We start from the raw sequence: 19879 nt of genomic DNA on the forward strand, positions 1-19879 counted from the left end.
CGCGATCCACACACTTTCCACACGCATAGACTGTAGATAATCTGGCGCTTTCAATGCGGGGGTGCATACATGAAAGCGATATCGGTGCGGCGAGCATCTGCCTTGATGCTCGCGGGGGTTGTTGTGTTGTCCGGGCCGGTTGCCGCTATTGCGGAGTCGCTCGCCGGCAGTGCCGGCCAGGTTCGCCACCGCCCGCGTTTCATGGACTCGGAAGGCGTCTGTCAGGACGTCTACAAAGCCTATGTCGAAGCCTCCGGCCACTCCGCCTATGCGCAAACCCATCTGAGCTTCAACGTCGAAGCCTTTTTCTGCGGGCATTCCTTCAACGCCCCGTCGCAGAAGGTTGCCGAGGAGCGCGCCCTGGAGAACTGCAACGCCGCCTTCAAATACTACAAGCTCTCGTCGGCCGGCCGGTGCACCATCTACGCTTCCAAATAGGCGCGGGCCGCAAGCGCCATTGAGCAATGGCACGCCCCCTCCACCGCTTCGCAGGGGAGGAACGGGGGCGCGGCCGTCCGCAGCGCTGGATCCTCCCCTGTTTCACGGGGGAGGGGACCGTGCGAAGCATGGTGGAGGGGGCGTTTCCGTGAAAACCTGAAGCGATCGAGGCCGCTCCTGCCCACCTAAAAAAATCCATCCACCTCCCCCAACTCGCCCGACAATCCCGCGCCGGACCGGAATGAGGAACGGCGATGGACTGGCATGTGGCGATCGAGAAGAACCGGGAGGCGCTGAAACGCGTGCTTGCCATGCTCGTTGCCATGGTGAGGAGCGGTCCGCGCAGCGGGACGGAAAGCCAACGATTTGGCTTTCCGGGCGAACGAACGGTGAGACCCCGGTGGCCCTTCGGGGGCATCGGAAGGTCCAGTGGACCTTTCGAGGGGGTCGAACGCCCGGAAGGGCAAATGGCCATAGCCGAGGGCTGGGCTCAACAGGTGGCTAGCCCCAACGAAGCGTCTGAGAACGGCCGGGACACTGCCGGAGGCAGCGGGGACCCGGAGGGGATGCGTTCCGAAAGCCGCCCGGCGCTCCCCGTCATCTCCACCGCGCCGTGCTGCGGCTGCTGCGTCCAGCGGAAGCGGCGGCACGGCGGCTGATCGTCGTCGCTGCGCGCGACCTCGTCGTCACCCTGCCGCCGGCACGCCCGCGAAAGCCCGCGCCGCAGCCGGCCGCGCCCGCTCTGCGCCGCCTCGGCATCGCCGTTTCGCCGTTGGCCACCGGGGCGGCAGCCGCGATCACAGCTCCTGCCCGTCCGCGACCGGCGCCCAGCCTGTCGCTTGTCGACCCGATCCGCCTGCCGAGGCCCCGCCGTCATGTGCCGCCGCATCGCGCCCCGCGCATTTCCTTCCCCGGCGCGGCCGACCGGCGGCCGCTCCCGCAGCCGCCGGCGCCCGACGATCCGCTGGATGCGACACGGCTCGGCCTCAGGCTGCGTGCTCTGGCGGATGCCCTTGACGATTTGCCGAAGCACGCCCGCCGTTTCGCCCGCTGGCGGGCGCGGCGCGATCGCGAGGTGACGGCCGGGCGCGTCCGCCGCCTGTCGCCCCTGCGCCCCGGTCGCCCGCCCGGCGCGCGGCGTAGCTCCACCCGCGAGATCCATGAAGTCCTCGCCGACCTGCAATGGTTCGCTCAACAAGCGCTGGCGCGACCGGACACCTCATGATGGAGCGGGCGGGGGCACATCGGCGACAGGCCGCAAGCCCGACCGGGCGTTGGGCCCTATGGCCCGCCCCCGCGAGCGCCAGCCGCCGCAGGCGGCGAAACGGCGCGTGAGCGAAAACCAAAGGCGAGCTAAACCACCACTCCGATGATCTCCGCGAGCAGGTCGTTCAGCCTGTCGCGGTAGCCATTTTCGGCCGAGCGGCGGTTCTCGTCGGAGGTCATCGCCACGGTCAGCGACAGCGCCGGCACGATATAGGCCATCTGCCCGCCATGCCCCCAGGCGAAGCGCACCTCCTGCCCGCCGATCCGGTGCAGGAACCAGCCATAGCCGTAGCGGTAGCCGTTGAAGGGTGACCGCGTGCGCGGCTGCCAGGACTGTTCGATCCAGTCGGCCGACACGATGCGGGTGCCGTCGGGCGTGCGCCCACCATTGCGGTAGAGCTCGGCGAAGGCCGCGAGCGAGCGCGTCGACATCGCCATCTGGTTGCCGCCGAGATAGATGCCCTGCGGGTCGCGCTCCCAGCCGCCGATGGCGAACCCCTCGAGCGGGTCGAACCACTCCCGCGCCAGCGCCAGCATGGTCCGGCCGCTCACGCGGGTCAGGATCGCCGAGAGAAGGTGCGTCGAGCCGGTCGAATAAAGCATGCGCCCGCCCGGCTCGTCCTCGAACGGCATGGCAAGCGCGGCGCGCACCCAGTTGGGGCTCGCCACCCAGCGCCCGTAGTTCGGGCCCGACGTGCGCCCCAGCCCCGCCTGCATCGAAAGCAGATTGCCGATGGTGATCTGCTCCAGCCGCGGGTCGGGATCGGCAGGCAGCTCGGCGCGCAGCAGCGGCGCGATCTTCTGGTCCGCTCCCTCCAGCAGTCCCTTGTCGATGGCGATCCCCACCATCGCCGACACCATCGACTTGGAGGCCGACTTGATATTCGTGGGATCGCCCGGCGCATGGCCGCGATAGCCGCGCTCGGCGATCATGCGTCCGTCGCGGCACACCACAACCGCCTTCAGCGGCTCCAGCGCCTCCGCCCGCTCCAGAATATTGACGACTGCTTCGGCGCTGGCCTCGTTTTCCGCAGCGCGGGCAGCGGGCGCAAGCGGCAGCAGCAGGGGAAGGGTGAGCGCGGTGCGGCGGGTGATGCTGATCATGTCTCGCAGCTAGGCGAAACCGGCGGCGAAATCACGGTCCCTTCCGACGATTCACGGCAAGTTTATCGGCAACGCACAGGTCCTCCCCTTCTGTTTCAGTTTCGCCTAATATGGAAACGGGACGGACGGGCGAGACCAGAAGCGAGCGAGGGAGTATCGCCATGCCCAATTCCATACAGCAGCCGCAGCCTTTCGACATCGTCGGCGACCCGGTGCTCATCGCCGGCATAGGCCAGGGTTTCGAGGCCACGCTCAACTGGCGTGTCCATGACGGCCACGACGAGCGCACCGGCTTTTTCAATGTCGGCGGCGGCACCGGCGAGCACGGCCAGTTCCAAGTGCAAGCGGCGATCGGCAGCGCCGCGTTTCAGCTCGACCGGCTGTTCGTCGAGGTTTTCGAAGAAAGTGCGCAGGACGGCTCGGAGATCAACAAGGTGATCGTGCCGGTGATCTACGGCCCACGCATCGTCCCGGGGTATATCGGCTTCCGCCTGCATCTGGTGAAGGCGGGCGATACGCTGTCGAAGATCGCCCAGCAGCACTACGGCGATTCCGGCCAGTTCCAGCGGATCGCTCGGGCGAACCCGCAGCTCGTTACCGATCCGAACGTGATCTTTCCCGGGCAGGAACTGAAGGTGCCGATCGGGACTTGAAACGGACGGCTAGTCAGCCGGTGGGACCGGGCAGCTCATGTCGCCTTCCTCGCAGTCGAGATAGGTCTTGAGCTGTTCCGTCCGCGCCTCGGTGAGCGCCGTCTTGCAGTCCGCCACGATCAGCGGGTAGATGCTGCCGCCCTCGACGCTCTTTGTCTGGAACGCGCACTCGCCGTCGCGGAAAGTGATCCACGCGCGCTGAGCTGCGGTCAGCGCCGTCTTGGTCTCGTGATCGTCGCCGATCCGGCGGACGATCTCACGATAGGCCGCGTTGAGTGCCTTGTCGGCAGCCTCGAATTCCTTGCCCGCGCAGATGTTCATCGTCGTCTGATCCCGCGGGTCGGCGCATTCGTCAGCGAGAGCAGGCATACTTATGCCACACAGCGCGACAACCGAAACGATAATGAGCTTTCGCGACAGCCACATCGGCGCGCTCCCCGGCTTCATGATCAGGACGATTTCGCCATGCGCGTGCGGGCCGGCCGCAGTCCTGTCTCTTCCAGCAGGCCCTTACGCTTGGCGTCATAGTAGTAGCCGCGCGAATAGAAGCGCACTGCCAGATCATGGTCGCCGCCTGCGGTAATGTAGGCGCCGCGCAGATATTTGCCCGCGTACATGAGGTTCGTCTCGGCATCGAGCAGGCCTTCAGGCGTACCGCGATAGCCCATGGTGCGCGCCGTCTGCGGCAGAATCTGCATCAGCCCCCAATAGGGACCGTTGCGCGCGGCGGGATTGAAGGTGCTTTCACGCTCTACGACGCGCCGTAGCAGCGAAACAGGGATTTCGTGTTGAGCGGCGTAGCGTGCGATCAGCGCATCGAGTTCCGGGCTGCGTGGCGCCACCGCCTTACCGGGCATGAACACCGCCGCGGCAGGGTTGTCCGGCGTCGGTCCCGCAAATGCGCTTGCCACGACGGCGTCGGTTGACGCATCCGTCGAAAACGCCGGCAGCGTTTCCACCTTTTCAGGCAGGACCGGATCGGAGCCTGCGAACGACATTTCCGGCTCGAGGCCGAGATCGGTCGAGGTGCATCCGGATGCAAGTGCGGTACAGAGCAGCGCGCTGGCAGCGATTGTGAAGCGGAAACGAGGCAAGGCCGCGCCCATCATTCGTTGATTTCGTGGTCCCACCCAACGTTGCCTTAACTGAAAGCGCGCGGCGAAGCAACGCCGCGCGACGCGCTTGCTGGTCGCAGTTTTACAGCAGTAGAATTAAATCCAGCCCAATCAGGAGACCTCCCATGCCGAACCGTTTTCATGGCCTTGCACTCGCTTCCTCACTCTGCGTCGCCTGCCTGCCCGCGCTGGCTGCCGAGGAGACGATCTCGTTCGAAGTGGAGGGGATGAAGGTCGTCGGCACGCTCAACCTGCCCGATGGAGTGAACAACCCGCCCGCGATCCTGCTTTTGCATGGCTTCACCGGCTCGCGCGACGAGCTGGAAATCCCAGCGGTCGGCGAAGGCATTTTCGCACGCGCGGGGCGCATGTGGGCAGAAAAAGGGATCGCCAGTCTCCGCATCGACTATCGGTTCAACGGCGAGAGCGACGGCGAATTCGCCGATTCGACACTGCATGCACACATCGCCGACGGGCTTGCAGCGCTGGATTGGCTGGCAAGGTCCGGCCGGGTCGACGACGATCGGCTGGCACTTGTCGGGTGGAGCATGGGCGGCGCGGTTGGCGCGGCCGTGGCCGGCCGCACGGAGCATGACCTCGACGCGGTCGCGCTATGGGCGCCGGGCGTCAACATGGCAGCCTCCATCACGATGATGTTCGGACCGGAAACGGTCAAGAAAGGGCTTGCTGGTGGCGATACCCCAGTGACCGCCACGCTTCCCTGGGGCGACAAGATCAAGCTGAAGCCTGCATTCTTCCAGAGCCTGTTCGAGGTCGATCCGGTCGCCGAGATCACGGAATACGACGATCCGCTTTTTGTCGCCGTCGGTACCAAGGATGACGTGGTGTTTCCGCAGCCAGCCTCCGGCCAGATCCTGCTCGACTATCGCGACGACGATGATGATGACGCCACGCTGTTCGTTCGCGAGATGGACCATGTCTTCAACGCCTTCAATGGCGTGGAGCAGGTCGACGAGCTCATCGGCGCAACCGGCGACTTCATCGCCAGGCATCTGGACGACTGAGACACGTTGTGCCCTGCAGCAACTGTCAGGAACGTTCGGCGCTCACTTCGTTCCCTCTATGTTCCGTGTCGCCATTGTGATACGCTCTGCTTGAGTCGAAAAAGGCCGGGTCGATGAGCGAAGCCCCTTCCCAGCATCATCTCGTGTTCGAGACGGAGCTCGGTTTTATTGCGATTGCGTGGAGCCAGATGGGATTGACTCATCTGGCTCTGCCCGAGGGGAGTTATGAAGCTGCCGAGCACCGCGCGGCACGCTGGTCTGCCGGTGCGGCTGGAAAGGCGGAAGAGGCGCCGGCCTTCGTTGGCGAGGCGGTTGCTCTCATCCGGCGTTACGCGACCGGCGAGGCGATCGACTTTTCGGCACTACCGCTGGACCTGACCGGCATCGATCCGTTCCGGCGCGCGATCTATGCGGCAACACTCAAGCTGGCTCAGGGCGAAGTCACGACCTACGGCGAGCTGGCTGACCGCGCGGGCTTTCCAAAGATGGCGCGTGAGACCGGCGCTGCGCTCGGGCGCAACCCCTGCCCCTCGTTGTGCCGTGCCACCGTATTCTCGCCGCCGGAGGCAAGATCGGCGGTTTTTCGGCGCCCGGTGGCACCGTCACCAAGGAGAGGCTGCTGTCCCATGAGGGCGTACAGCTAGGTCCTCCCCCGCCAGCACAGGCCTCTTTCGCATTCTAAAACCATCCCGGGCGGCTTTCCCGAAGCTTGCCGAGCGCAGCCCTTGTTCTTGTGAATGCAGGGGAAGCTGACATAATTGGGATGTCGAATCGACCGTGGTCGTCCCGACTAGTTCTTCTCTCCCAGTATTCGTCCTGTATCCCCCGAGTTCCCTGGTTCCGGGTACGCGCGCCTGCGTCAAAACCAAAAGAACAGAACGACAGGGATCGAAAATGATGCTGCTTCCACCCGATGACTACGCCAAACGCCGGCTGACGGAACCGGCCGAGCTCACGGTTGCCGCCGAATTTCTGATCGCGCGCGGTTTCGGGAGCGACGAGATCGCCGTCCAACTCTCGCGCTTCTATTATGTCGACATCGACGCATTGAACGATGTCGTTTCGAACATGAGCGACCATGGCCGGAAGGCTCAGTGGAGGCACGTCTCCTGACTGCCTCTTGAAAGGCCGGGGATCGGTGCCCACATAGGGTCTGTTCCTGCTGGTCGCGCCGCGAGGCGCTTGACCGGTCTTTCCTCGAAAGATGGCGCAATGCGCCGGTAGGAACCTTCGGCAATCATGGCTGGCCGCATGCGCCATCGACCCGGCTCGGTGATGGCGCGGCAAGTCACGGATGTACTGGCGGCCCCGCCTCGCGCGCGGCCGGCCTGGTTGCCCTGAGTGATTTCCCGCTTCGAGATATCAGATACGCTTACCGCTGCCTGCGTCGAATAGGTGCGCCATGCCGGCGTCGATCGCAAGCGGCAGCACGTCGCCGTCGGCAACGCGGACGGTACCCGGCAACCGCGCGATCAGCTCGCCCGCTCGCGCATCGCCGTCAACCGGATAGCCGTGCGCAAGCGTGTCGGCGCCAAGCGCCTCGACCGCGGTGACCTTCATCTCAATGTCGGCGTTGTTGCGCGCCGAAACCAGCGTGAGATGCTCCGGCCGCACACCGAGCAGAACCTTGCGTCCGGCTTCCGGCAGGCTCGTTTCCCGTGGCTTTACCGTGCCGCCGGCTGCCAGCTTCAAACCTTTGCCCGTTTCACCGCCTTCGGCGGCAAGCAGGTTCATCGCTGGCGACCCGATGAAACCCGCAACGAAGATGCTCGCCGGCCTCTCGTATATCGCGATGGGCGTATCGACCTGCTCGGCCAGCCCCTGGTTCATCACCACCAGCGTGTCGGCAAGCGTCATCGCCTCCACCTGGTCGTGCGTGACATAGACGCTTGTGACGCCCAGTGACCGCTGCAGGTTCTTGATCTCGATGCGCATCTGGCCGCGCAGCTTGGCATCGAGGTTGCTGAGCGGCTCGTCGAACAGGAACGCCTTGGGACTGCGGACGATGGCGCGGCCCATTGCCACGCGCTGGCGCTGGCCGCCGGAAAGTTCGCGCGGGCGCCGCTCCAGAAGCTCGGCAAGTCCAAGCGTGCCAGCCGCATCGCGCACGCGCCGGTCGATTTCGTCCTTGTCCATGCCGCGATTGCGCAGCCCATAGGCCATGTTGTCGTAGACCTTCATATGCGGGTAGAGCGCATAGTTCTGAAACACCATGGCGATGTCGCGCTCGGCCGGCCCCAGCGTGTTGACCACCTTGTCGCCGATGGAGACCGTACCGGAGGTGATCTCCTCCAGACCCGCGATCATGCGCAGGAGCGTGGACTTGCCGCAGCCGGAAGGGCCGACGAGCACGCACATCGCGCCATCGGGAATGTCGATCGAGATGCCTTTCACGGCCTCGACGCGGCCGCCATAGGTTTTTCTTACGTCTTTGAGTTCGACGGTCGCCATGGAGGTTGGTTTCTCACTTCTCGGTTTCGACGAGGCCCTTCACGAACCAGCGCTGCATGAACAGAACCACCAGGATCGGCGGCAGGATTGCGAACACCGAGGTCACCATCACGAGGTGCCATTCCGTGTCCGCATCGGCAAACGAGATCATCTTCCGCAGAGCGATGACGATCGTGTTCATGTCGTTGCTGTTGGTGACGAGCAGCGGCCAGAGATATTGCGTCCAGCCATAGATGAACATGATGACGAACAGGGCCGCCAGATTGGTCTTCGACAGGGGCATCAGGATGTCCTTGAAGAAGCGCCACGGCCCTGCACCGTCGACCCGGGCCGCCTCGACCAGTTCGCCCGGTATGGTCATGAAGAACTGGCGGAACAGCAGCGTCGCGGTTGCCGAAGCCATCAGCGGCAAGATGAGGCCGGTATAGGAATCGATCAGGCCGAGATCGACCATGACCTTGTATGTCGGCAGGATGCGCACCTCGACCGGCAGCATCAACGTGATGAAGATCACCCAGAAAAAGAACATGCGGCCGGGGAAGCGGAAGAAGACGATCGCGAAAGCCGACAGCACCGAAATCACGATCTTGCCGATGGCGATGCCCAGCGCCATGACGGTCGTGTTGAACAGCAGCGTGCCGACGCCCACCCCGCCGATGCGGCCGACACCGCCGAAAAGCGCCTCGTAATAATTGTCGAAGAAGTGCTCGCCGGGCAGCAGCGGCAGCGGCGGCCGCAGAATGGTCTGCAGCGAATGAGTGGAGGCGACGAAGGTGTAGTAGATCGGGAACGCGACGATGAACACGCCGACGATGAGGATCGCATGGGCGATGTAGCGCGATCTGCGGCTGATGCCGAGCATCGCGCCTTGCTCGCGCCGGCCGAGAGCGGCCGCCGTCGACTGCTGGGTGGCGGCCTCAGCCATAATGCACCTTCTTTTCCACGTAGCGGAACTGGATGGCCGTCAGCGCGATCACGATCACCATGAGGATCACCGACTGCGCGGCGGAGTCGCCGAGGATCAGATTGACGAAGCCGTCATTGTAGACCTTGTAGACCAGCGTCTCGGTAGCCTTGCCCGGCCCGCCGCCGGTGACGGCATGGATGATGCCGAACGTGTCGAAGAACGCGTAGGTCGTGTTGATGACCAGCAGGAAGAAGGTCGTCGGTGCCAGCAGCGGGAAGATGATCGTCCAGAAGCGCTTGGTCTCGCCGGCGCCGTCGATCGCGGCAGCCTCAATCAGCGTCTTCGGGATCGCCTGAAGTCCGGCGACAAAGAACAGGAAATTGTAGGAAATCTGTTTCCAGGCGGCAGCGGCGATCACCAGCACCATTGCCTGATCACCGCGCAGCAACGGATCCCACTGGTAGCCGGACGAGCGCAGCATGTAGGCGAAGGTGCCCATCGCCGGATTGAACATAAACAGCCACACCATGCCAGCAATCGCCGGCGCGATCGCATAAGGCCAGATCAGCATGGTGCGATAGATGCCCCTGCCCCGGATGATCTTGTCAGCCATGACCGCGAGCAGCAGCGCAATCGACATCGCCACGAAAGCGACTGCTATCGAGAACACAGCCGTGTTCTGCAGCGCGTTGATGTAGTTCGGCTCCGCCAGCACGCGGCGGAAATTGGCCAGTCCCACGAAGGTGCTGCGCAGCCCGAACGGGTCCTCCCGCAAGACCGACTGGTAGAGCGCCTGGCTGGCCGGCCAGTAGAAGAAGATGCCCACGATCACGAGCTGCGGCGCGATCAGCAGATAGGGCAGGATCTTGTTGGGAAAGGTGACGCGCGGGGACAAGAAGCCTCCTCCACGGTGAAAGGGCCGCCCGCGCGAATGTCGCGCGGGCGGCCGGGATGAGAGACGGGACTGCTAGTTGCCGATCGCCTGCTGGATCGCAGCGTTGCCGCGTTCCACCGCGTTGTCGAGCGCCTGCTGCGCGGTCTGCTCGCCGGCAAGCATCTTCTCGAACTCCTCGTTCTCGATGTCGCGCACCTGCGGCAGGTTCACGAGGCGGACGCCGCGCGAGTTCTCGGTCGGTGCCTTGCCCATCATCTGGGTGATCGGGATCTCGCGGCCCGGGTTCTCGTCATAGAAGCCGGAGGCCTTGGTCGCCTCGTAGGCTGCCAGCGTCACCGGCAGATAGCCGGACACCTGGTGGAGACGCTCCTGGATCTCGGTCTGTGACAGGAAGTTGAAGAAGGCCGCGACGCCTTCGTACTCTGCGTCCTCGTGGCCGCCGAACACCCAGAGGCTGGCGCCGCCGGGGATCGTGTTCTGCGGTGCGCCTTCTGCTTCCGGATAGTAGGGAAGCTGGCCGAGGCCGTAGTTGAGGCCGGACTTCAGCACGTCACCGAGACCACCCGAAGACTCCGTCAGGATCGCGCACTCACCCGACAGGAAGAGCTGCTTGGCCTCGGAGGTACGGCCGCCGTAGCGGAACGTGTCGTCCTTGGCGAGATCGGCGAGGTTCTGGAAGTGGGTGACGAAGAGGCCTTCGTTGATCTTCAGCTCGACATCGGTGCCGGCGAGGCCGTTCTCCTGCGTGCCGTACTGCAGATTGTTCCAGGCAGCGAAGTTCTCGAGCCCGATCCAGGTGAGCCAGGTCGAGGTCAGGCCGCACGATGCCGCACCCGATTCCTTGATCTTCTTGGCGGCTTCGAACACTTCCGGCCAGGTCTTGGGCGGGTTTTCGGTGTCGAGGCCGGCCTTCTCGAAAATGTCCTTGTTGTAATAGAGGATCGGCGAGGAGGAGTTGTAAGGGAACGACAGCATCGTGCCGTCGGGCTTGGAATAATAGGCGACGATGCCCGGCAGGTACTCGTCCTTGTTGAACTCTCCGCCGCCCATGGACAGCACTTCGGCCACCGGCTTCACCGCGCCTTCGGCGGCCATCATCACGCCGGTGCCGACGTCGAAGACCTGGATGATGTGCGGCGACTGGTTCGCACGGAATGCGGCAATGCCGGCATTCAGCGTCTCGGGATAGGTGCCCTTGAACACCGGAACGACCTTGTAGTCGCTCTGGCTCTCGTTGAACTCCTTCGAGAGCGTTTCCACGACCTCGTTGTTGGCGCCGGTCATCGCGTGCCACCACTGGATTTCGGTGACGGCGAAGGCCGCGGATGTGGACAGAACGGTGAATGTCGCGGCGAGTCCGGCCGCAAAGCCCTGGGTCTTCATGTTACGCTCCCTTTAATTCGTTGGCGAAAGATCCGGGATACCAGGCGCAACCCAAGGCTGCGCGGCCGGTAGCCGGCTCCGCAATCGGGAGTATTGTCGCTCTATGACGGCTCGGCAACAGTTTTGTTTCACTTTCATGAAATTTCGCGGCGAACATTCCACAGCGAAACGCGAGCGAAACGAAAATCAGGCGAAAGTCTGCGTTTAAACCGCGCGCAGATTCTAGGGCAGCCAGTCGATCGGCACGTGGCCTTCGTCGGCGCGCACCCTGTCAAGCCAGGCCACGACGTTCGCAAAGCGCGCCATCTCGTAACCGGCGTAGTCCGCGTCCTGCGTATAGGCAAACAGCGCGATGTCGGCGATGCTGAGCGCCTGCCCCGCGACGAACGGCGTATGCGCGAGCTGGTCCTCCATGACGGCGAGCGCGGCGTGCCCACCCTGCAGCAACTGCTCCATGCGTTCGGGCGTCGCCTGGCTTGCCCGCTCCGGATATTTCCTCAGCGCCCGGCGAACCGCGATGAACGGTTCGTGGCTGTATTGCTCGAAGAACAGCCACTGATAGACAAGCGCGCGTTCGTATGCATCCTCAGGCAGGAAGCGCGTCCCTTCGGCGAAGTGGAGAAGCATCGCATTCGATTCGGCCAGAAGCCGGCCATTTTCGAACTCCAGCAGCGGCACCTTGCCGTTGGGGTTCTTCGCCAGATAGCCGGGACGCCGGGTCTCGCCGGTGATCGAGTTGACCTCGACGTGCCGGAACGGGCGTCCGAGCTTGGCCAGCAGCAGGCGCGGCTTGTAGCAATTGCCGCTGTCGTGCATTCCGTAGAGTGTGAGCATGGCTGTTCCCTGTGTTCGCGATCGCGGCACTATCCGCGATTGCCGTCACAGGCGCCAATGACAAGAATTGCTCTTCCCTTCAGCGGCGTTGATACGTCTCAGCGTCGTCCGCCGAACAGAGGGATTACCTTGGCTTCGCCGGCAAACATCTCCGAGAATTCGATCTCGGCGGCATCCGTTGCCGTACCGGCCAGTTGCGGAGCGGAAAGCAGAAATCCCTGATAGAGATCCGCGCCGGCGTCGAGCGCAGCCGAAAGCTGCCGCCTCGTCTCGATACCTTCGATCAACACCTGCGCGCCGTCGGCCTGAAACCCCTCGACCAGCCGCGGCAGCAGTCGCGAAGCGCCTTCGCTTTCCGCCACCCGCCGAAACCAGAGCCCGTCGATACGCACGAGGTCCGGCGCGACCGTGCGGATAAGGTCCAGCGGTGGCGGCTCGCCGGCTATGCCGCCAAGCGCGATACGCAGGCCGTGCCCTCGCAGCGTCCGGACAATATCAGGTATGGTCTCGAAATCGAACGCGGCAAGGTTGCGGAAAGTGCTGGTCATGCGATCGACCGGCAGTTCCACACGGTCGAGCAGCTTGGCGATGTCCTCGGCAAATCCCTGAGACGAGCCAACCCCGATTATGCAGTCCAGGCCTTGCAGATCGAAATGGCGGTAGTTGCCGAGATGCAGCGCAGCCGCCAGACGCTCGGCGAAGGCGCGCTCTCCGGCCGGCAGAGAGGCGAGATACGGCCTCGGCGGCATTGGAGTGCCGTCTCTGAAAGGCCGTAGGAAACCTTCGGCATGCGCAGCGACAAGACCACCCGCCTTGCGCCGATAGACCGGCTGAAATGCACTGCGCAGGATGAAATCGCCGAGACGCGCGGTCTCGATCCCTATTTCGTCAGCGGAAATCGCATCGTCAGGTACCCGCTGCGGTCTCATGAAGACTTGCGCCGTCCAAAGGTTGGGTGGGGATATCTGGCGAAAGCTGCCGGCGCTGCTCCAGCAGATGATGTCGCGCCGGCGCTTGCACCGGCGCCGAAGCTGCCAGGCACGACTTCCGGCCGCGCAAGAAGGAAGCCCTGCACCATATGCGCGCCGGCGGCTTCCGCTGCCTCGAGTTGCCAGTTCTCTTCAATGCCCTCGAAGATAACGGTGATCCCCTTGGACACAAACTCTTCGACCATCACTGACAGCAGGGCGAAGCCCGGCTTGGTTTCCATCAGCCGCGAAATCCAGCGCGCGTCGAATTTGACGATGTTGGGTCTCAGCGCTTCGACGCGTTCCATATCGGAGGCCTCCGCACCAAAGTCGTCGATTGCGACCTGGAAGCCGCTGCTGCGCAATGTCTCTACGAAAATGGCAAGTGCCTGTTGCGACGACGACTTCTGCTCGGTCACTTCGCAGACGACCCTGCGCGGGTCGATGCCGGCTTCGTTCAGGGTGACGCGCATTTCATGCAAGGTCATGTCGGCAATCTGACGCGCGTGGAAAACCGACGGGTCGAAATTGACGAACAGCATCTTTTCCGGATCGAGGAACCTGCCCGCATTGAGCACATGGAGAGTACGCGTCAAAGTCTCGACGTTGAGCCGCTCTGCCGCCGGTATGGCCAGAAAAAAATCTTGAGGCGAGACGCTCTGCTCATCTTTGAAGGGACGGATCAGCCCCTCATAGGCCGTGACCTTGAGCTTGCCGTGGCCAAGCGCAAATATCGGCTGAAATGCCGACCTGAGCACGTAGGGTTCCCATATGCCCGTGGCAGTGCCGTCGTCCTGCTCCTCGATGTGCGCCAAGATTGTGCTGCGCGACACGCAGTGTCCTCCAAGCTGCCCGCATTTACCCCATCGTCGGACCTTCCCACCGAAGGATTTACTATCTGTTAACGGCAGTCCGGAGCCGCGCTGCACCAACGCTTCGCGCTTTCCGCGCTTGCGATTCCGTGTGCAATGCGACATTAAACGCGCGGCCGCGAAGGGCGGCCTTTCCCGGAACGGAGATTTGATTATGGCCTTCCTCGCCGATGCCCTTTCACGCGTAAAGCCTTCCGCGACCATCGTGGTGACGCAGAAAGCGCGCGACTTGAAGGCGAAAGGACGCGACGTGATTTCGCTGGGCGCCGGCGAGCCGGATTTCGACACGCCCGACAATATCAAGAACGCGGCCGTCGAAGCGATCCGGCGCGGCGAGACCAAATATACGCCGGTCGCCGGCATCACGCCGCTACGCGAAGCGATCGCGGCGAAGTTCAAGCGCGAGAACAATCTGGACTACAAGCCCGAGCAGACCATTGTCTGCACCGGCGGCAAGCAGGTTCTGTTCAACGCTTTCATCGCCACGCTGAACCCCGGCGACGAAGTCGTGATTCCGCGTCCTTACTGGGTCAGCTACCCGGAGATGGTGGCGCTCTGCGGCGGCACCCCGGTCTTTGCCGAGACGTCGATCGACAACGGCTTCAAGCTGACGGCCGAGGCGCTGGAAAAGGCGATCACGCCGAAGACCAAGTGGTTCCTGATGAACTCGCCGTCCAACCCGTCGGGCGCGGCCTATACCGAGGCCGAGCTTCGCGCGCTGGCCGACGTGCTGATGAAGCACCCGCATGTCTGGACGCTGACCGACGACATGTACGAGCACCTGACCTATGGCGACTTCAAGTTCCGCACGCTCGCGGAGGTCGAACCGGCGCTCTACGAGCGCACGCTGACGATGAACGGCGTTTCGAAAGCCTATGCGATGACCGGCTGGCGCATTGGCTACGCGGCAGGCCCGCTGCAGATCATCAAGGCGATGGACATGGTGCAAGGCCAGCAGACCTCGGGCGCCTGCTCGATCGCGCAGTGGGCCGCGGTCGAAGCGCTCAACGGACCGCAGGACTTCATCGAGACGAACAGGACGCTCTTCCAGGGGCGCCGCGATCTGGTCGTGTCGATGTTGAACCAGGCACGCGGCCTCTCCTGCCCGACGCCCGAAGGCGCGTTCTACGTATATCCGTCGTGCCAGGATCTGCTCGGCAAGAAGACGCCCGCAGGCAAGGTGATCGAGACCGACGAGGATTTCGTCTCGGAACTGCTGGAGGCCGAAGGTGTTGCGGCGGTCCATGGCTCGGCCTTCGGTCTTGGCCCGAACTTCCGCATCTCCTACGCGACGTCGGACGCGCTGCTGGAGGAAGCCTGTACCCGCATCCAGCGCTTCGCTGGCTCCCTCACCTGACGCGACACGCGCCAGCTTCGCCTCGGTTATTTTAATGCACTCCTTGAGCCCGGCCCGTCGGCCGGGCTCTTTCGTTGAACAAGCCTCCACTGCACTTTGTGTTGTGCGATTGTCGTCTGCGTGTGCAAACTGCCGACGACGTCCGGCGAAAACGCGAGGGAGGAAGACCCATGCTGAAACAGGTTACGATCGTGGCAACGGCAGCAGCAATGTGGAGCGGGATCGCCGCGGCACAGGAAAACCGGATCGACATGGTTCGCCCGGATGCGCCGGAACTCGCCGCGCACGGCCAGCGGGCGGTCGGCGTGCGAACTATCGAACTGGTCAACCCGGACCAGATCGACATCGTCAATGTCGAGGTCGGCAAGGATCATCCTCGCTACGACCGTCCACTGACCGTCGAAGTCTGGTATCCGGCCGATACGACGGAACAGGGCGGGACCTATGAAGGTGTCTATCTGCGCGACGGCGAAACGCAGGTCACACTGACCGGCAGGGCGGTGCGCGATGCCGAGCCGCTGGCAGGCGACAACGCCCCCTACCCGCTCGTCATTATCTCGCACGGCTATCCCGGCAATCGCTTCCTTCTGAGCCATCTCGCCGAGAACTTGGCGACCAAGGGCTACGTGGTTGCTTCCATCGACCACACGGACTCGACTTACAACGACCAGAACAAGTTCGGCTCAACGCTGGTCAATCGCCCGCTCGACCAGAAGTTCGTCCTCAACGAGATGGAGCGGCTTTCCGCCGAGGCAGACGGCTTCCTCTCCGGCATGGTGGAAACCGGCAACGCGGCGATCGTGGGCTATTCGATGGGCGGATACGGCGCGATGATCAGCGCCGGAGCCGGCGTAACCCAGGCAAGCACGGAATATGACTGGGGCGCACCCGACGGCACGCTGGGGATCCATCTGTCGGGGTCCGACACCTATGCCACGCTGCCGGACGAGAGGGTCAAGGCCGTGGTTGCTTTCGCGCCATGGGGCATGAATACAGGTTTCTGGGATGCGGAAGGGCTGAAGGGCGTGTCCAAGCCCGTCTTCATCGTCGCCGGCAGCGTCGACGACGTCTCGCTCTACGAAGGCGGCGTGAAGACGATCTATGATCTAAGCGTCAACGCGCCGGAGCGCTTCCTGCTGACCTTCGAGAACGCGAACCACAACGCGGCCGCACCCATGCCGGCGCCGGCGCAATCGTGGAAGCATTCGGAGAAGCTGGGGTTCGCGCCCTTCGAACACTATGCCGACGCGGTTTGGGATACGGTGCGCATGAACAACATCGCCCAGCACTTCGTCACCGCGTTCCTCGGCAAATATCTCAAGAACGACAACGAGATGGAGGCCTATCTCGATCTCATTCCCAATGCGGCTGACGGCGTTTTCGCACTGGAGGAGAACGGCAATCGCAAGCCGGAGCACACCTACTGGAAGGGCTTCGGGGATCGCACCGCAAAGGGACTGACCCTGCAGCACGCGACAGCAGCGGAATAGTCCTGCTTCCCCGGCGTCGGTCAGTCGCTGTCGTCGGGGATCTTCAGCATGTGGCCGCAGGCCTTGCAGTAGACCGCATCCATTTCATGCCGTTGAAGCGCGCATTGCGGGCACGGGAAAAACACCTTCGCCGGCCGAAAGATCGCCTGCGCCAGCCGCACGAACAACGATATGCCGACGATCATTGTCACGATCGATGTCAGCTTGCCCCACGTGCCGGGCAGCACGATATCGCCGAAGCCTGTGGTCGTGACGGTTGCGACGGTGAAATAGAACGCGTCGACATACCCCACCACACCCGACCCTTCGTTGAAGAAGAAGGTGTAGACGAAACCTGTGACCACGAAGAGGAAGGTCAGCAGGTTCATGACCGCGTGCACGGTCTCGCGCCATTCGCCGTAACCGTTGCGCTCGAGCGGCCCCCAAAGCACGCCGCTACGCGACAGTGTCCACAAGCGCAGGATGCGCAGGAACCCCAGATTGGCAAGCGTCTGGGGGAAGAGCAGCGTCACCAGCACGAGCAGGTCGACCCAGATGGTCGGCTGCCTGAACCAGCGCCCGATATCGCTCGAAGCCAGTGCACGCGCGGCGATGTCTATGCCGAGGATAGCGGCCACGGTGTAGTCGATCCACAGGAACGACGGCCGGTCGCGCAGCATCGGCGACGCGATGAAGAACACGATGGCTGCCAGATCAACGACGGTAACGGCGAGCTGGAACCGCAGGGCGGCGCGGGAACGCCCATGATAGAGCTTTCGAAGCTTCGCGCGTAGCGCCGCGAACCTGGTTTCTTCGGCGGCTGGTGTCTTGTCGATGGTCATACGGCCTCGATAGACGCTGCAGCCATCGGCGTCCACTGCCTCCTCGGCAACCACTTGCCCTCGCCCGAATCCCGTGGGACGATGACGATCTGGCCCCGCACGGCCGCAGAGCCGTCGTGGTCATGCGACGGCCGAAGGCCGGCCGCCGCTCATGAGGTAACGCGTGAGAGGAGGTCAGGTCATCATGGGTGCAAGAGCCGGAGAACGGCGCAAGGGACCGAAATGCATAGCCATCGTCGGTCCCTTTGCGAGCGGCAAGACAACGCTTTTCGATGCGATTCTGGCGCGAACGGGCGCAATCCCGCGACAGAACGCGGTGTCGTCGGGCAACACCGTCGGCGACCACACGCCGGAAGCCCGTGCCCACCAGATGAGCGTCGAGGCGACCTTCGCCACCACCGAATTCCTGGGTGAGAGCATCACCTTCGTCGACTGCCCGGGTTCCGTCGAATTCGCTTTCGAGGCCCAGCCGGTGCTGGCTGCCTGCGATCTTGCGGTGGTGGTCGCCGAACCGGACGAGAAGAAGTTTCCCGCCCTGCAACTCATCATGCGTCAGCTCGACGCGATGGGCGTGCCGCGCATGCTGTTTCTCAACAAGATCGACAAGGCCACCGTCGGCGTGCGCGATACGCTGAAGCTCCTGCAGCCGGCAAGCTCGATCCCGCTTCTGCTGCGGCAGATCCCGCTGCGCAAGAACGGCATCGTCATAGGCTCGATCGACCTCGCCCTGGAGCGCGCTTACATCTATCGCGAGTATGCCGAAAGCTCGATCGCGGACATTCCCGACGACGACAAGGCACGCGAGATCGAGGCGCGCTTCTCCATGCTGGAGACGCTGGCCGACCATGACGACCTCCTCATGGAACAGCTTCTTGAGGAGATCGAGCCGCCGCGCGACAGCATCTTCGACGACCTCGCCGCCGATCTGCGCGAAGGCGTCGTCACCCCGGTGCTGATCGGCGCGGCCGAAAAGGGCAACGGTGTGCTCCGGTTGCTGAAGGCGATCCGCCACGATTCTCCCGATTCGGAAGCGACACGCGCGCGCCTTGGCGTGCCGTCCGGCCAATCCGCGCTTCAGATCATGAAGACGATCCACACGCCGCATGGCGGCAAGCTGTCGCTGGCGAGGGTGCTGTCCGGGACCATCTCCGATGCGACGGAGGTGTTCTCTTCCTCCGGCACCACGGGCAAGGTTTCCGGCATCTATCGAATGCTTGGCAAGGACCAGTCCAAGATTCCGGCGGCGGAAGAAGGCGAAACCGTCGCGCTCGGCAAGCTCGACGACTTCGCGACGGGCGACACGATCAGCACATCGAAAGGCGTTGCGGCGCTGGTGGAACTCGATGTGCCCTCGCCAGTCTTCACCACCGCGCTCAGGCCGAAGGAGCGCAAGGACGACGTCAAGCTGTCGACCGGCCTGCAGAAACTGCTGCAGGAAGACCCCTCGCTGTCGATGGAGCAGAACCAGGATACCGGTGAGACGATCATCTCCGGCCATGGCGAGATGCATTTGAGGGTCACCGTCGAGCGGCTGGAGGGCAAGTACCAGATCCCGGTAGAATCCCACACGCCGCAGGTGCCCTATCGCGAAACGATCCGCAAATCTGTCACTCAACGTGGCCGGCACAAGAAGCAGTCGGGCGGCCACGGCCAGTTCGGCGACGTGGTACTCGACATCAAGCCCCTGCCACGCGGCGCGGGCTTCGAGTTTACCGACACGATCACCGGCGGCGTCGTACCGAAGCAGTACATACCGTCGGTCGAGCATGGCATAAGGGACTATCTCAAGACCGGACCGCTAGGCTTTCCGGTCGTCGACGTGGCCGTCAACCTCGCCGACGGCTCCTACCATTCGGTCGACTCCTCCGACATGGCGTTCCAGCAAGCCGCGCGGCTCGGCATGAAGGACGGCATGGCCGCCTGCTCGCCGGTTCTGCTCGAACCGGTGCTGAAAGTGGAAATCTACACGCCATCGGAAGCGACCGCGAAGGTCACCGCGATCGTCCCGCAAAGGCGGGGCCAGATTCTCGGCTTCGACGGTCGTCCGGGCTGGCCCGGATGGGACGTGGTCGAGGCGATGATGCCACAGGCCGAGATTGGAAACCTGATCGTCGAGCTGCGATCCGCGACGCGGGCGTCGCCACGTATGTGGCGACTTTCGATCACATGGCGGAGCTGACCGGGAGGCTTGCCGACGAGGTGATGAACGCGAACGGCAAGGCCGCGTAGAACCACCCGCAAACAAGAAACGGCGTCTGGATCAAACCAGGCGCCGTTTCCTTGCAGACCGCCATCGTGTC

18 protein-coding genes and 2 pseudogenes are annotated in these 19879 nt (G+C 63.6%); 9 read left to right on the plus strand and 11 right to left on the minus strand.

Translation table 11 applies throughout. From position 1 onward, the window contains the following. Positions 1-69: 69 nt before the first annotated feature. Positions 70-438, plus strand: coding sequence for a hypothetical protein (locus HK436_RS20010; protein ID WP_173192575.1), 369 nt, complete (start codon positions 70-72; stop codon positions 436-438). Between the two features lie 613 nt (positions 439-1051). Next, positions 1052-1663 (plus strand): hypothetical protein, encoded by a 612-nt coding sequence (locus HK436_RS20015; protein WP_173192577.1) that lies wholly within the window; start codon positions 1052-1054, stop codon positions 1661-1663. Between the two features lie 128 nt (positions 1664-1791). Here the strand turns inward: HK436_RS20015 and HK436_RS20020 are convergent, their stop codons facing one another. Beyond that, a complete protein-coding gene (locus HK436_RS20020) occupies positions 1792-2808 on the minus strand; it encodes a serine hydrolase domain-containing protein (protein ID WP_173192579.1) in 1017 nt (338 codons plus the stop codon). A 161-nt stretch (positions 2809-2969) separates the two neighbouring features. Between HK436_RS20020 and HK436_RS20025 the strand changes: the two genes are divergently transcribed. Beyond that, the gene (locus HK436_RS20025) at positions 2970-3461 is read left to right on the plus strand and encodes a Gmad2 immunoglobulin-like domain-containing protein (protein WP_173192581.1); all 492 of its coding nucleotides are present in this window, start codon (positions 2970-2972) and stop codon (positions 3459-3461) included. 9 nt (positions 3462-3470) lie between these two features. On the opposite strand, the gene HK436_RS20030 is transcribed toward HK436_RS20025, so the two are convergent. Both HK436_RS20030 and HK436_RS20035 read right to left on the minus strand, forming a co-directional pair. After that, positions 3471-3830 carry a lysozyme inhibitor LprI family protein gene (locus tag HK436_RS20030; protein WP_173193662.1) on the minus strand — a complete coding sequence of 120 codons (360 nt, stop codon included), beginning with the start codon at positions 3828-3830 and terminating at the stop codon, positions 3471-3473. Between the two features lie 80 nt (positions 3831-3910). Continuing rightward, the gene (locus HK436_RS20035; RefSeq protein ID WP_173192583.1) at positions 3911-4570 is read right to left on the minus strand and encodes a transglycosylase SLT domain-containing protein; all 660 of its coding nucleotides are present in this window, start codon (positions 4568-4570) and stop codon (positions 3911-3913) included. Positions 4571-4701: 131 nt separating this feature from the next. Between HK436_RS20035 and HK436_RS20040 the strand changes: the two genes are divergently transcribed. The 3 genes and pseudogenes from HK436_RS20040 to HK436_RS20050 all read left to right on the plus strand — a co-directional run bounded on the left by HK436_RS20040 (position 4702) and on the right by HK436_RS20050 (position 6714). Further along, positions 4702-5601, plus strand: a complete 900-nt coding sequence (locus HK436_RS20040; RefSeq protein WP_173192585.1) for an alpha/beta hydrolase family protein — start codon at positions 4702-4704, stop codon at positions 5599-5601. 194 nt (positions 5602-5795) lie between these two features. Continuing rightward, positions 5796-6283: pseudogene (locus tag HK436_RS20045) on the plus strand (methylated-DNA--[protein]-cysteine S-methyltransferase). A 212-nt stretch (positions 6284-6495) separates the two neighbouring features. Next, positions 6496-6714, plus strand: a complete 219-nt coding sequence (locus HK436_RS20050; protein WP_173192587.1) for a hypothetical protein — start codon at positions 6496-6498, stop codon at positions 6712-6714. Positions 6715-6963: 249 nt separating this feature from the next. On the opposite strand, the gene ugpC is transcribed toward HK436_RS20050, so the two are convergent. The 7 genes from ugpC to HK436_RS20085 all read right to left on the minus strand — a co-directional run bounded on the left by ugpC (position 6964) and on the right by HK436_RS20085 (position 13872). Beyond that, positions 6964-8052 (minus strand): sn-glycerol-3-phosphate ABC transporter ATP-binding protein UgpC, encoded by a 1089-nt coding sequence (gene ugpC, locus HK436_RS20055; RefSeq protein ID WP_173192589.1) that lies wholly within the window; start codon positions 8050-8052, stop codon positions 6964-6966. Positions 8053-8065: 13 nt separating this feature from the next. Continuing rightward, on the minus strand, positions 8066-8914 hold the full coding sequence (gene ugpE / locus HK436_RS20060) for a sn-glycerol-3-phosphate ABC transporter permease UgpE (protein WP_173193664.1): 849 nt from the start codon (positions 8912-8914) through the stop codon (positions 8066-8068). Between the two features lie 55 nt (positions 8915-8969). Continuing rightward, complete coding sequence (gene ugpA / locus HK436_RS20065; protein ID WP_173192591.1) at positions 8970-9854, minus strand: sn-glycerol-3-phosphate ABC transporter permease UgpA; 885 nt, start codon at positions 9852-9854, stop codon at positions 8970-8972. A 72-nt stretch (positions 9855-9926) separates the two neighbouring features. Further along, positions 9927-11237 carry a sn-glycerol-3-phosphate ABC transporter substrate-binding protein UgpB gene (gene ugpB, locus HK436_RS20070; protein WP_173192593.1) on the minus strand — a complete coding sequence of 437 codons (1311 nt, stop codon included), beginning with the start codon at positions 11235-11237 and terminating at the stop codon, positions 9927-9929. A gap of 222 nt (positions 11238-11459) precedes the next feature. Continuing rightward, positions 11460-12071 carry a glutathione S-transferase family protein gene (locus HK436_RS20075; RefSeq protein WP_173192595.1) on the minus strand — a complete coding sequence of 204 codons (612 nt, stop codon included), beginning with the start codon at positions 12069-12071 and terminating at the stop codon, positions 11460-11462. 98 nt (positions 12072-12169) lie between these two features. Next, positions 12170-13000 (minus strand): EAL domain-containing protein, encoded by an 831-nt coding sequence (locus HK436_RS20080; RefSeq protein WP_173192597.1) that lies wholly within the window; start codon positions 12998-13000, stop codon positions 12170-12172. Then, positions 12997-13872, minus strand: a complete 876-nt coding sequence (locus HK436_RS20085) for an EAL domain-containing protein (protein ID WP_173192599.1) — start codon at positions 13870-13872, stop codon at positions 12997-12999. The genes HK436_RS20080 and HK436_RS20085 overlap by 4 nt, the downstream gene beginning before the upstream one ends. Before the next feature lie 193 nt (positions 13873-14065). On the opposite strand from HK436_RS20085, the gene HK436_RS20090 reads away from it, so the two are divergent. After that, positions 14066-15268 (plus strand): pyridoxal phosphate-dependent aminotransferase, encoded by a 1203-nt coding sequence (locus tag HK436_RS20090; RefSeq protein ID WP_173192601.1) that lies wholly within the window; start codon positions 14066-14068, stop codon positions 15266-15268. 170 nt (positions 15269-15438) lie between these two features. Beyond that, positions 15439-16758 carry an alpha/beta hydrolase family protein gene (locus tag HK436_RS20095; RefSeq protein WP_173192603.1) on the plus strand — a complete coding sequence of 440 codons (1320 nt, stop codon included), beginning with the start codon at positions 15439-15441 and terminating at the stop codon, positions 16756-16758. A 20-nt stretch (positions 16759-16778) separates the two neighbouring features. On the opposite strand, the gene HK436_RS20100 is transcribed toward HK436_RS20095, so the two are convergent. Then, entirely contained in the window at positions 16779-17579 is an 801-nt protein-coding gene (locus HK436_RS20100) for a potassium channel family protein (protein WP_173192605.1), read from the minus strand. Positions 17580-17763: 184 nt separating this feature from the next. Here HK436_RS20100 and HK436_RS20105 point away from each other — a divergent pair. Beyond that, positions 17764-19808, plus strand: a pseudogene (locus HK436_RS20105) (elongation factor G). The last annotated feature ends 71 nt before the right edge of the window (positions 19809-19879 follow it).

It is taken from the genome of Neoaquamicrobium sediminum (assembly GCF_013240295.1).
Taxonomy (GTDB): Bacteria; Pseudomonadota; Alphaproteobacteria; order Rhizobiales; family Rhizobiaceae; genus Aerobium; species Aerobium sediminum.